Origin of the sequence: Aeromicrobium ginsengisoli, from assembly GCF_004134905.2 — a bacterium.
GTDB lineage: Bacteria > Actinomycetota > Actinomycetes > Propionibacteriales > Nocardioidaceae > Aeromicrobium > Aeromicrobium ginsengisoli.
On record NZ_SDPQ02000003.1, the window covers coordinates 712,634 to 724,532 of the forward strand.

Sequence of the window (11,899 nt, forward strand, 5' to 3'; positions counted from 1 at the left end):
CGGCCGGGCCGCCGACAGGACAGTGTCAGGCCGAGGCGAAGCGGGCTGCTGAGCGGGCCTTGGCCTTGGCGGCCTCGACCTCGCGGTCCTTGGGCGGCGCGGTCGTCACGAGGTCCTCGAGGAGGTGCCCCGTGATGTGGGCGATCTCCGCGACAGCGCGGTTGAACGCCTCTTCATTGGCCTTCGACGGCTTGCTCGCCCCACTGATCTTGCGGAGGTACTGCAGTGCGGCGGCCTGGACCTCGTCGTTGGTCGCGGCGGGCTCGAAGTTGTGGAGGGTACGAATGTTGCGGCACATGCTCCGACCTTAGAACTCCGAGCCCGCTCGCGACAGGGGGTCTAGCTCTCTTCCCACCAGTCGCGCGCGGCATCCGCGCTGTCGGTGTAGTCCGCGAACACGCCGTCGAGGCCGGCCTCGAAGAACGCGTTGAGCTCGGCGAAGATGTCGCCCTTCGCGTTGGGGTCGGTGCCGTCGCGGTAGTCGGCCGGCAGGAACTGGTTCTCGTCGCGGAACGTGTAGGCCACGACCTTGAGCCCGGCGCGATGTGCGTCCTTGACCAGCGGGGTCGGCGACGTCAGGAAGCCCTGGGCGTCACGCGGGATGATGCTGTTCTTCTCCGGTCCGAGCCAGTCGGCGTACGTGGCCACGTCGCGCAGCCCGGCCGGCGTCATGATGTCGGCGTACGTGCGCGAGTCGCCGGCGGCCTTCACGTCGTACGGTGCGCCGGTCGCCGACGTCAGCTGGACCAGCGGGACGCGGGTCTGGCGGGCGAGGCTGCGCAGGTTGCCGGTCTCGAACGACTGGATGACGACCTTGCCGTGCTTGGAGTTGCGGCCAGCCTTCGTCAGCGACCGCAGCAGCGGCTTCTCCAGCGGCAGGCCGATCGACCGGAAGTAGGTCGGGTGCTTGGTCTCCGGCGCCACGCCGATGACCCGGCCACGCTTGCGACTCTCGGCGTTCGCCAGGGCGAGGACCTCGTCGAACGTCGGGATCTCGAAGCGTCCGTCGTAGCGCGTGTTGCCCGGACGCACGGACGGGAGCCGCTCCTTGGCCCGCAGCGTCTTGAGCTCCTTGAGGGTGAAGTCCTCGGTGAACCAGCCGGTCTCGGCGACGCCGTCGACGGTCTTGGTGGTCTTGCGCTGCGCGAACTCGGGGTGGTCGGCGACGTCGGTCGTGCCACTGATCTCGTTCTCGTGGCGGGCGACGAGCACCCCGTCCTTGGTGCTGACGAGGTCGGGCTCGATGTAGTCGGCGCCCAGCTTGATCGCCAGGGCGTACGCGGCGAGGGTGTGTTCGGGCCGGTAGCCCGAGGCGCCACGGTGCGCGAACACCGTGATGGACTGGTGCTGCGTCGTGGCGGGTGCCTTCTCAGCGGTCGCAGGGACTGCGACGGCTCCGGTGGCGATGGCGGCCCCGCTCAGGGCGAGTGCCGTGCGGCGGACGTACGGATGAAGGAGTGTCATGCCTCGAGTGCAGGGGCGCCGGATGACCTGCGCGTGCACGCGGACCCGACGGCCGGTGAACTCCTAAAGGACGTCGAGGCGTTTCAGCACGGCGCGGACGTGCTTGAGGGCATTCTTCTCCGTCAGCCCGGTGGTGTCGTCGAAGTAGAGGCCGTCGCCGATCAGCTGGATCGTGCGGGCCAACGACTCGTCGCCGAGGTGCTCGCGCAGGACCGTGAACCAGCCCTCGCGGAGGTCGGCCAGCGCGGCCGAGGCGCGGGAGTCGTTCTCCTGGGCGATGCGGCCGGCGGCGACGAGTGCGCGGTCGAAGTTGCTGCCGGTGTTGACCGAGGTGGCGAGGTAGAACTCGACGGGGCCCTTCTTGGCCGTACGCATCTTGGCGACGTCGGCCTCCCCCTGCTCGCGGAGCCGGGTCAGCATGCCTTCGACGAGCTCGTCCTTGCTGTGGAAGTGATACAGCAGTCCGCCCTTGGAGACCTCGGCCTCGGCGGCGACGGCATCGAGCGTCGCGGCCCGGCTTCCGGCAGTCACGAGAAGTGTCTCGAACGCGTCGAGCAATCGATCGCGCGTTGAACGTTCAGTGGCCGCCATGCGCTCACCTTACCGAGAGGAATATCACCCGCCTCCGGTTCGTTGACTGTACCGTCTGGACGGTATAGTTGACCGTCTTGTCCGGAAGGAGGACCCCATGACCACGATCGACCCGCGCTACCGCGCCCCCCAGCTCGACGTACCCCGCGCGGGACTGCGTGAGTGGCTGGCCCTGGGCGTCCTCATGCTGCCTGTGCTGCTGACCTCGATCGACAACACCGTGCTGAGCTTCGCCCTGCCGCAGGTCAGCACCGCGCTGCGCCCGACCGGCGAGCAGATGCTGTGGCTCGTCGACATCTACCCGCTGATGCTGGCCGGACTGCTCGTTGCGATGGGCAGCCTCGGCGACCGGATCGGCCGGCGCCGGCTGCTGCTGATCGGCGCGTTCGGCTTCGGCATCGCCTCGGTGTGCGCCGCGTTCAGCCCCAACGCCGAGGCGCTGCTGGCCTCGCGTGCCTTGCTCGGCGTGTTTGGCGCGACCCTGATGCCGTCGACGCTGTCGCTGATCCGCAACATCTTCGCGCACAGCGACGACCGCCGGCTCGCGATCGCCACGTGGGCATCGATGTTCGCCGGTGGTGCGGCCCTCGGTCCGGTCATGGGCGGCTGGCTGCTCCAGCACTTCTGGTGGGGCTCGGTGTTCTTCATCAACGTGCCGATCATCGCGATCTTCCTCGTGGCGGCGGTCTTCCTGCTGCCGGAGTCGCGTGACCCGCGGCCCGGGCGCATCGACGGCGTCAGCATCGTGCTGTCGATGACCGCGATGCTGCCGTTCGTCGTCGGCATCAAGCAGGTCGCCGAGCACGGGTTCAACGACGCTGCCCTGATCGGCTTCGGGGTCGGCATCGTCAGCGGCGTGCTGTTCGTACGTCGTCAGCACCGCCTCGTCGACCCGATGATCGACATGACGCTGTTCTCCGACCGGGTCTTCAGCGGCGCGATCACGGCGAACCTGCTGAGCCTGATGGGCTACGCCGGGTTCATGTTCTTCGCGGCGCAGTTCCTGCAGCTCGTGGTCGGCCTGTCGCCGCTGTCGGCGGCCACGGTGCTGTTGCCGGGCCTGCTCGTCACGGTCATCGCCGGGTTCGCGGCGGTCCGGCTCGTGAGGGTGTTCCCGGCACGGGCGCTGGTGGCCGGCAGCTTCGGCCTGTCCGCGGCGGGCTATGCCATCGCGGCGTTCATCGGCACACCGTCGACGGTCTCGATCCTCATCGCGTTCTCGGTGCTCGGACTCGGTATCGGCCTGGCCGAGACGCTGACGAACGACCTCATGCTGTCGAGCGTTCCGCCCTACAAGGCCGGATCCGCGTCGGCGATCTCCGAGACGGCGTACGAGGTCGGTGCCGTGCTGGGCACCGCGGTGCTCGGCAGCATCCTGACCTCGACCTACCGCTCGCACCTGACCGTGCCTGCGGTGGCGAAGTGGGGTGAGAACGACCAGACGTTCGAGACGCTCGGCGGCACCGTCGAGTACGCGAAGTTCTATCCCAACGGCGTCGGCGAGGCGATGGTCCGATCGGCGCACGAGGCATTCGACCTCGGCGTGCAGCTCACCTCGGCGACGGCGATCATCGTCGCGCTGGCCGCGGCCGTGGTGTCGTGGCGGACGCTCAAGGATGCCTGACCCGACCTGATCGTCCTACGATCGTGGGCATGCGTCGCGCGCTCGTCCTGCTCCTCCTGCTGCCGCTGACCGCGTGCGGCGGCAGTGACGGAGCCGGGCTGAGCGACGTGCCGAAGGGGGTGACCTTCCGCGTCGAGCAGGCCCGCCAGGACCTGCAGAATCGTCACTTCCAGCTCCAGGTCGTCAACAAGGGTGCCAAGCCGGTCACGGTGTCGGCGGCCCGCCTGACGTCGACTCGCCTCGGGAAGGCCTCGACGTACGAGGGGCCGGCGACGATCCCGGCCGGGGCGACGGTCAACCTGACGATGTCGATGGCGCCCGCGGGCTGCCCGACGAAGAAGTCCGGCTCCGGCATCGATGCCGCGGCGCGCGTGACGTACCGGGTCGGCGAGGGCCAGGAGCGCACGTCGGTCGTGAAGCCCAAGGACCACTACGGCAGCGTCGCGCTGTTCATGAAGCGCGACTGCGCCGAGAGCACGATCGGTGACCTGCGGGTCGATGACGCGTTCACGGTCGAGGGCCGGGGCCGCGACTCGGTGCTCAAGATCGGCATGACGTTCACCGCCAAGGACGACGGCGGACCGGTGCGGCTCGGACCCGTCGACGGCACGACCCTGCTCAAGCCGGCGCCCGGGTCGAACATCGATCACGAGCTCGTGGCGGGCAGCGGGGCGTACCGCACGACCCTGGAGATCATCCCCAACCGGTGTGACATCCACGTCGTCGCCGAGGACCGGACGGGTGCCACGATGCCGTTGCACGTCGACAGCACGCGGTCCGGCAAGGCGTTCTTCTTCCTCCGGTTCACCGAGCCGCAGAAGAAGCAGATCTTCGACTTCGTCGCACGGCACTGCGGGTTCGGCGTCGAGGAGGATCCGCTCAACGCCCCCTAGGCCTGGGTGACGAAACCTTGCGCCTTGGTGCCCGAGGTGTCGAGGCTGTCGCCGAGCTTGCTGAGGGCGGCGCCGACAGTGCCGAGGATCTCAGCGAGCCCGACCAAGTCGTCCGCGAGGCCGCCGAGGCCCGACGTCGTGTCGCGGATGGTCTTGGCCGCTCCCCCGAGCTGCTTGGCCGGACCGCCCATCATCGGGACCTTCTCGACGTCGTCGGCGGCGTCGGCGACGAACTTCGCGACGCTCGTGAGGCTGTCCGCGATCGAGCCAAGCGTCGTGGCGCTGTTGCCGAGGCGGGTCGTGGCACCTGATGTGCCATCGGCGCCGACCAGCGCGAGGCCGGCGGCGCGGGCCTGGTCGCCGGCCTCGGAGAGGCCACTGGCGAGCGTACGGATGAAGTCGGGGATCTCCTTGGCGAGCTTGGCACTGTTGGCCAGCTCGTCCTTGTTGTCCCACACCAGGTCGACGACCTGCTGCACCTTCTTGATGTCGAGGTTGCCGCCGAGCAGCTTGCCGAGACTGACCATGTCGCGCTCCTGGATCCGGGTTGCGCGAAATCCTAGGGCACCTGCGGGAACAGGTCCTCGAGCTCGCGGTGCACGTGCAGGCGTGCCGGGTTCTCCCGGCTGGACGCCCGCCAGAGCGAGCTGACCCGCCGGGTCGGCGAGGGGTCGACGACCGGAACGGCCCGGACCCGGGGCGAGAGCGTCTCGCGGCCGAGGCGCGGGACCAGGGCGATCGCGACGCCGTGCTCGACCATCGCGGCGTGGGTCGAGTAGGACCCGTCGAAGTAGCGCATGTCCGGGCGTACGCCGTGCATCGCGAACATGTGCACGAGCCAGTCGTGGCAGATCGTGCCGGCGGGCGTGGTCACCCAGCGCTCGTCGACCAGGTCCATCGGGGTGACCGAGTCGCGCAGCGACAACCGGTGGTCCCACGGCAGCAGCACGTCGGCCCGGTCGACGTGGACCTCGTGCTGCTCGAGGGTCGTGGGCACCTCGAGCGGCATGGTGCTCCAGTCGTGCACGATCGACAGGTCGGTGCCGCCTCGCTCGACGAGGGTGACCGCCTCGCGGGGGTCGACCTCGAGCACCGTGACGTCGAGATCGGGCGCGGTGTTCCGCAGCCGCGCGAGGAGCGGCGCCACGATGCCCCGCGACGCCGTCGAGAACGACGCGATGCGGAACGTACCGCGCAGCTCCTCGGCTCCGCCGACGGCGAGGTTCTCGACCTGCTCGAGGTCGGCGAGCAGCAGCGATCCGCGCTCGGCCAGCAGCCGGCCGCGCTCGGTCAGGATGACGCTGCGGCCCACCCGCTCGAGCATCGGCGACCGGCTCTGGCGCTCGAGCTTCTTGATCTGCTGCGAGACCGCCGACGGGGTGAAGTCGAGCGCGGCCGCAGCCGACACGATGCTGCCATGGTCGCGTACGGCGATCAGCGAGCGCAGCGCTCCCAGGTCGATCATGAAGCAACAGTACGCTGTTGTGTTCAGAAACCATCGCTGGTGCTTCATCGTTGAGCGGGAGAGACTGGGCGTATGTCGCTCAAGCACAGCACGCTCGCCGTCCTCGTGATGCTGCTGTGGGGCGCCAACTTCGTGGTGATCGACGAGGGCCTGGCCGACGTGCCGCCGCTGTTGTTCCTGGCCATGCGGTTCACGTTCGTGGCGCTGCCGCTCGTGTTCTTCGTGCCGCGACCCCAAGCGGACTGGCGCACCGTCGTGGCCGTCGGCTCGTTCATGAGCCTCGGCCAGTTCAGCCTGCTCTACATCGCGCTCGAGCTCGGCATGCCGGCCGGCCTCGCGTCCCTCGTCCTGCAGGCCCAGGTGATCTTCACGATCGTCATTGCCGCGATCGTCCTCAAGGAGTCACCGTCCCGCAGGCAGGTCGTCGGCGCCTCGCTCGGCACCGCGGGTCTCGTGCTCGTCGTGGTGGCACACGGTGCGACGGCGCCGATCGTGCCAGTGCTCGTGATGCTGGGAGCGGCGACGTCCTGGGCGATCGGCAACGTCATCGCGAGACAGGCCGGAGTGGCGTCGGGGTTCTCGTTGGTCGTGTGGTCGGCGCTGGTCGTGCCCCTGCCGGCGCTCGGCCTGTCGCTCGTCGTCGACGGTGGACAGGAGGTCGGGCACGCGCTGACGCATCTGTCGACGGTCGCGATCGCCAGCACGGCCTACACCGCGATCGGCGCCTCATTGATCGGCTACGGGATCTTCAACAGCCTGCTGGCCCGCTATCCGGCGAGCGCGGTCGTGCCGTTCGTCCTGTTGGTCCCGGTCGTCGGCATCGCCACGGCGTGGATCGTGCAGGACGAGGTGCCGAGTGTCCTCGAGCTCGTCGGAGGTGCGGTGATGCTCGTCGGCGTCGCGGCGGCGACGATCAGCCGCCGGTCCTCTAGGCGAGCAGAGCCGAGTGCGCCATCGTCGAGAGACGAGCTCGCATCGCCGACTCGCTGATGCGCGCACTGTGTGGCGTCGAGTTGAGCAGTCCGAACGTGGCCTGCACGACGGCTCGCGCCTCGGCGGCCTCGAGGTCGCTGCGCAGGCGGCGTACGACATCGACCCAGATGTCGACATAGGCCAGCTGGAGTGACCTGACCTCCTTGCGCCCTGCGGCGTCGAGGTTGGCCCACTCCCGCTCCTGGATCACGATGAGCGCCGGGTGCCCGAGGGCGAAGTCGATGTGCCACGCGATGAGCGCGTCGAGCGCGTCTGCCGGCGCGGTGGCGGCCGCGGCGCGCGCCCGGCCCTCGGCGAGGAGCTGCTCGCTGATCGCCGTGAGTGCCTGCGTGAGGATGTCGTCCTTGCCGGCGAAGTGCTTGTAGAGCGCCGGGCCCGAGATGCCGCAGGCGCCACCGATGTCGTGCACCGAGACCCCGTGGAACCCACGTTCGGCGAACAGCGTCGCGGCGGTGTCGAGGATCTGCTGGCGACGTGGCGTGCTCACGCGCACAACTCTAGGCCAGTGGCACATGTTGGTTAACGACTGTTAACCTGTTGGGCATGCGTGAACTTGTCGAAGAGCTGCGATCGCGACTCGCCGCTGCCCGCGTGGGCGGAAGCCAGGCGGCCCGCGATCGCCACGTCGCACGCGGCAAGCTGTTGCCGCGCGACCGCATCGATCACCTCCTGGACCCGGGGTCGCCGTTCCTCGAGATCGCACCGCTCGCGGCCGACGGCGTGTACGACGACGACGTCCCGAGCGCCGGCATCGTCGTCGGGATCGGCCGGATCAGCGGTCATGACTGCGTCATCGTGGCCAACGACGCGACGGTCAAGGGCGGCACCTACTTCCCGCTGACGGTCAAGAAGCACCTGCGGGCTCAGACGATCGCGGAGCAGAACAACCTGCCGTGCGTCTATCTCGTCGAGTCCGGCGGCGCATTCATCCCGATGCAGGACGAGGTGTTCCCCGACCGCGAGCACTTCGGCCGCATCTTCTTCAACCAGGCGCGCATGTCGGCGCAGCAGATCCCGCAGATCGCCGCCGTGATGGGCTCGTGCACGGCCGGCGGCGCGTACGTCCCGGCGATGAGCGACGAGACCGTGATCGTCAAGGACCAGGGCACGATCTTCCTGGCCGGTCCGCCGCTCGTGAAGGCCGCGACCGGTGAGGTCGTGACGGCCGAAGACCTCGGCGGTGGCGAGGTGCACGCGCGGGTCTCCGGCGTCGTGGACCACCTGGCCGACGACGACGAGCACGCGCTGCAGATCGTACGTTCGATCGTCGGCACGCTGGAGCGGCCGCCGAGCCCCGAGCCGCCTCACGAACCGGTGCCACCGGCGGAGGATCCCGAGACGCTCTACGACGTGGTTCCGGTCGACACCCGCGCGCCGTACGACGTACGCGAGGTCATCCGGCGGATCGTCGATGCGTCGCGGCTGCACGAGTTCAAGCCGCTCTACGGCGAGACGCTGGTGTGCGGCTTCGCCCGCATCTGGGGCTATCCCGTGGCGATCGTGGCCAACAACGGCATCCTGTTCAGCGAGTCGGCACTCAAGGGCGCGCACTTCGTCCAGCTCGCCAACCAGCGCGGCATCCCCCTGGTGTTCCTGCAGAACATCACCGGCTTCATGGTCGGCCAGGAGTACGAGAACCGCGGCATCGCCAAGGATGGCGCCAAGCTCGTCACCGCTGTCGCGTCATCGGTGGTCCCGAAGTTCACGGTCGTGATCGGCGGCTCGTACGGTGCCGGCAACTACGGCATGTGCGGTCGGGCGTACGACCCGAGGTTCCTGTGGATGTGGCCCAATGCGCGCATCTCGGTCATGGGTGGCGAGCAGGCCGCGGCAGTGCTCGCGACGGTCAAGCGCGACGGCCTCGAGGCGCGGGGCGAGGAGTGGTCGGCCGAGAACGAGGCGGCGTTCCGTGAGCCGATCCGCGAGCAGTTCGAGCGCAAGGGCTCGCCCTACTACTCCACCGCGCGGCTGTGGGACGACGGGATCATCGACCCGGTCGACACCCGTCGCGTCCTCGGCATGGGCCTCCAGCTCGCCGCCGCCACTCCGACTCCAGAGCCGAACTTCGGCCTGTTCCGTATGTAAGGCGAGCTGATGACCTTCAACAGTGTCTTGATTGCCAACCGCGGTGAGATCGCCCGGCGGGTGATTCGCGCCTGCCGCGAGGCCGGGCTTCGCAGCATCGCCGTCTACTCCGATGCCGATGCGGACGCTCCGTACGTGCGCTTCGCCGACGACGCGGTGCACCTCGGCCCGACGCCGGCGACCGAGTCCTACCTGTCGATCGAGCGAGTGCTGGCTGCGGCCAAGGAGTCCGGCGCCGAGGCGATCCACCCCGGCTACGGCTTCTTGTCCGAGCGCGCCGAGTTCGCCCGGGCGGTGGTCGACGCCGGGCTGGTGTTCATCGGACCGACCGCCGACGTCATGGACGCGATGGGCCGCAAGGACCGGGCGCGGGCGATCGCCGAGCGGGCAGGCGTACCGGTCACTCCGCAGTTCGACGCCGACGCCGTGCCTTCTGACGCCTATCCCGTGCTCGTCAAGGCCGCGGCCGGTGGCGGTGGCAAGGGCATGCGCATCGTCCGCGAGGCCCCCGGCCTGGCCGCGGCGATCGACGCGGCCCGCCGGGAAGCCGCGTCGGCGTTCGGTGACGACACCCTCCTGGTCGAGAAGTACGTCGAGGCCGGGCGCCACGTCGAGGTGCAGGTCTTCGGCGACACCGCGGGCAACGTCGTGCACCTCTTCGAGCGGGACTGCTCGGTGCAGCGGCGCCACCAGAAGGTCGTCGAGGAAGCCCCGGCCTACGGGCTGACGGACGAGCTGCGCCGTACGCTTCATGACTCGTCGGTCGCCCTGTGCCGCGAGGTCGGCTACACAGGCGCCGGCACGGTCGAGTTCCTCGTCGCCGACGGGCGGGCCTACTTCCTCGAGATGAACACCCGCCTGCAGGTCGAGCACCCGGTCACCGAGGAGATCACCGGGCTCGACCTCGTGCAGTGGCAGCTGCTCGTCGCCGCGGGGCAGCCGTTGCCGCTCGCCCAGGACCAGATCACCGCGACGGGGCACGCGATGGAGGTCCGGGTCTATGCCGAGGACCCCTACGCCGGGTTCCTCCCGCAGGCCGGTCATGTGCTCGACGCCGCCTGGCCTGAGGACGCGCGGGTCGAGACCGACCTCGGCGCCGAGCAGGAGGTGTCCACGGCGTACGACCCGATGCTCGGCAAGATCGTCGTCGCCGGCACCGATCGCGAGGACGCCCGGCACCGCATGGTCGAGGCACTCGACGACACCGGCATCTTCGGCGTGACGACCAACCTCGGATTCGTACGCCGCTTGGTCGCGAGCCGCGACTTCGCCGTCGGCGAGGTGCACACCGCGTGGCTCGACAGCGACGCGTCGATCGACCTGCTCACGCCGCCGGAGCTGTCGACCGAGGCGGCCCGAGCGGCGGCGCTCCTGTGGGCGAGCTTCACCCATCCCGAAGGCGGCTCGCCGTGGTCGGCCAACGACGGCTGGCGCGCCGGGGCCGATCCGGCGCCGACCCGTGTCGTGCTGGTCGACGAGGCGGGCAAGCGCTGGGAGTTCACGTTCGCGGACGACGACGAGGCCGCCACCGGCCTGCTGGCGATCGCCGATCGGGACGGGCTGACGATCGCCTGGCAGGGCCACAACTGGCGGCTCGACACTCCTGACCCGATGCGTGGCGGCCACCATCTGGGCGCCTCGACCGACGCCGATCTGGTCTCGCCGATGCCCGGGACCGTGCTCAAGGTCGATGTCGCCGAGGGTGACACCGTCACGCTCGGCCAGCAGCTGGGCGTCGTCGAGGCGATGAAGATGGAGCTCGCTCTGCAGGCGCCCTACGACGGGGTGGTGTCCCACGTCGGCGTCGCGGTCGGTGACCAGGTGCCGATCAAGCACCTGCTCTTCACGGTGGACCCCGCATGAGTGTCGTGCGCGACCCGGCCTTGCCGCCCGCCGTCACGATCTACGAGGTCGGGCCGCGTGACGGGCTGCAGAACGAGTCGGCGATCGTGTCGCTCGACGACAAGGTGGAGTTCATCACTCGCCTCGTGGCGGCGGGACTGCCGATCGTCGAGGCGACGAGCTTCGTCCACCCGAAATGGGTCCCGCAGCTCGCCGACGCGGCCGACCTCGTCACACGGCTGCCCCTCGACGGGCCCACGCCGCTGCCGGTGCTGGTGCCGAACGAGCGTGGCCTCGACCGGGCGCTCGAGGCCGGCTGCAGCCACATCGCGATCTTCGGCAGCGCGACCGAGACGTTCGCCCGGAAGAACCTCAACTCGACACTCGACTCGCAGTTCGCGATGTTCGAGCCCGTCGTCAGCCGGGCGCGCGACGCCGGCCTGGACGTCCGGGCGTACGTGTCGATGTGCTTCGGCGACCCGTGGGAGGGCGACGTGCCGATCGAGCAGGTCGTCACCACCGGCACGCGGCTGCTCGACCTCGGCGCGACGCAGCTGTCGATAGGCGACACGATCGGGGTCGGCACGGCGGGGCACGTCGGAGCGTTGATCGAGGCGTTCGATGCAGCGGGCGTCGGCGTCGACCGGCTGGCGATGCACCTCCACGACACCTATGGGCAGGCGCTGGCCAACGCCTACGCTGCCCTGCGCCACGGCATCACGACGTTCGACGCATCGGCCGGAGGCCTCGGCGGTTGCCCGTACGCCGAGAGTGCCACCGGCAACCTGGCGACCGAGGACCTCGTGTGGCTGCTGACCGGCCTCGGCATCGAGCACGGCGTCGACCTCGACGCACTGGTGCGCACGAGTGTGTGGATGTCGGGCGTGCTGGGCAAGGAGCCGGCGAGCGCGGTCGTCCGCGCCCTGCGCTAGGCCCCCAACG

12 protein-coding genes are annotated in these 11,899 nt (G+C 69.6%); 6 read left to right on the forward strand and 6 right to left on the reverse strand.

Annotated elements, in window-relative coordinates; all coding sequences use genetic code 11:
- Positions 1–25: 25 nt before the first annotated feature.
- The 3 genes from ESP70_RS16635 to ESP70_RS16645 form a co-directional block, all read right to left on the reverse strand.
- Positions 26–298 carry a DUF2277 domain-containing protein gene (locus ESP70_RS16635; RefSeq protein WP_149690414.1) on the reverse strand — a complete coding sequence of 91 codons (273 nt, stop codon included), beginning with the start codon at positions 296–298 and terminating at the stop codon, positions 26–28.
- Between the two features lie 41 nt (positions 299–339).
- On the reverse strand, positions 340–1,464 hold the full coding sequence (locus ESP70_RS16640; RefSeq protein ID WP_149690415.1) for a glycerophosphodiester phosphodiesterase: 1,125 nt from the start codon (positions 1,462–1,464) through the stop codon (positions 340–342).
- A gap of 63 nt (positions 1,465–1,527) precedes the next feature.
- The gene (locus ESP70_RS16645) at positions 1,528–2,055 is read right to left on the reverse strand and encodes a TetR/AcrR family transcriptional regulator (protein WP_149690416.1); all 528 of its coding nucleotides are present in this window, start codon (positions 2,053–2,055) and stop codon (positions 1,528–1,530) included.
- 97 nt (positions 2,056–2,152) lie between these two features.
- On the opposite strand from ESP70_RS16645, the gene ESP70_RS16650 reads away from it, so the two are divergent.
- A complete protein-coding gene (locus tag ESP70_RS16650) occupies positions 2,153–3,679 on the forward strand; it encodes an MFS transporter (protein WP_149690417.1) in 1,527 nt (508 codons plus the stop codon).
- 29 nt (positions 3,680–3,708) lie between these two features.
- Entirely contained in the window at positions 3,709–4,572 is an 864-nt protein-coding gene (locus tag ESP70_RS16655) for a hypothetical protein (RefSeq protein WP_149690418.1), read from the forward strand.
- On the opposite strand, the gene ESP70_RS16660 is transcribed toward ESP70_RS16655, so the two are convergent.
- Together ESP70_RS16660 and ESP70_RS16665 are read right to left on the reverse strand one after the other, a co-directional pair.
- The gene (locus tag ESP70_RS16660) at positions 4,569–5,099 is read right to left on the reverse strand and encodes a hypothetical protein (RefSeq protein ID WP_149690419.1); all 531 of its coding nucleotides are present in this window, start codon (positions 5,097–5,099) and stop codon (positions 4,569–4,571) included. The genes ESP70_RS16655 and ESP70_RS16660 overlap by 4 nt on opposite strands.
- A 32-nt stretch (positions 5,100–5,131) precedes the next feature.
- Positions 5,132–6,037 carry a LysR family transcriptional regulator gene (locus tag ESP70_RS16665; protein WP_188110673.1) on the reverse strand — a complete coding sequence of 302 codons (906 nt, stop codon included), beginning with the start codon at positions 6,035–6,037 and terminating at the stop codon, positions 5,132–5,134.
- A gap of 72 nt (positions 6,038–6,109) precedes the next feature.
- Between ESP70_RS16665 and ESP70_RS16670 the strand changes: the two genes are divergently transcribed.
- Complete coding sequence (locus tag ESP70_RS16670; RefSeq protein ID WP_149690421.1) at positions 6,110–7,027, forward strand: EamA family transporter; 918 nt, start codon at positions 6,110–6,112, stop codon at positions 7,025–7,027.
- On the opposite strand, the gene ESP70_RS16675 is transcribed toward ESP70_RS16670, so the two are convergent.
- Positions 6,966–7,517, reverse strand: coding sequence for a TetR/AcrR family transcriptional regulator (locus ESP70_RS16675; RefSeq protein ID WP_246162069.1), 552 nt, complete (start codon positions 7,515–7,517; stop codon positions 6,966–6,968). The two genes, ESP70_RS16670 and ESP70_RS16675, sit on opposite strands and share 62 nt — an antisense overlap.
- A gap of 56 nt (positions 7,518–7,573) precedes the next feature.
- Here ESP70_RS16675 and ESP70_RS16680 point away from each other — a divergent pair, with 56 nt between their 5' ends.
- Genes ESP70_RS16680 through ESP70_RS16690 form a run of 3 tightly spaced genes read left to right on the forward strand, consistent with a single transcriptional unit; the run spans position 7,574 to position 11,889 of the window.
- Positions 7,574–9,115 carry a carboxyl transferase domain-containing protein gene (locus tag ESP70_RS16680; RefSeq protein ID WP_149690423.1) on the forward strand — a complete coding sequence of 514 codons (1,542 nt, stop codon included), beginning with the start codon at positions 7,574–7,576 and terminating at the stop codon, positions 9,113–9,115.
- A gap of 9 nt (positions 9,116–9,124) precedes the next feature.
- Positions 9,125–10,978 carry an acetyl/propionyl/methylcrotonyl-CoA carboxylase subunit alpha gene (locus tag ESP70_RS16685; protein ID WP_149690424.1) on the forward strand — a complete coding sequence of 618 codons (1,854 nt, stop codon included), beginning with the start codon at positions 9,125–9,127 and terminating at the stop codon, positions 10,976–10,978.
- Positions 10,975–11,889 (forward strand): hydroxymethylglutaryl-CoA lyase, encoded by a 915-nt coding sequence (locus ESP70_RS16690; RefSeq protein ID WP_149690425.1) that lies wholly within the window; start codon positions 10,975–10,977, stop codon positions 11,887–11,889. Before ESP70_RS16685 ends, ESP70_RS16690 begins: the two co-directional genes overlap by 4 nt.
- Positions 11,890–11,899 lie beyond the last annotated feature (10 nt).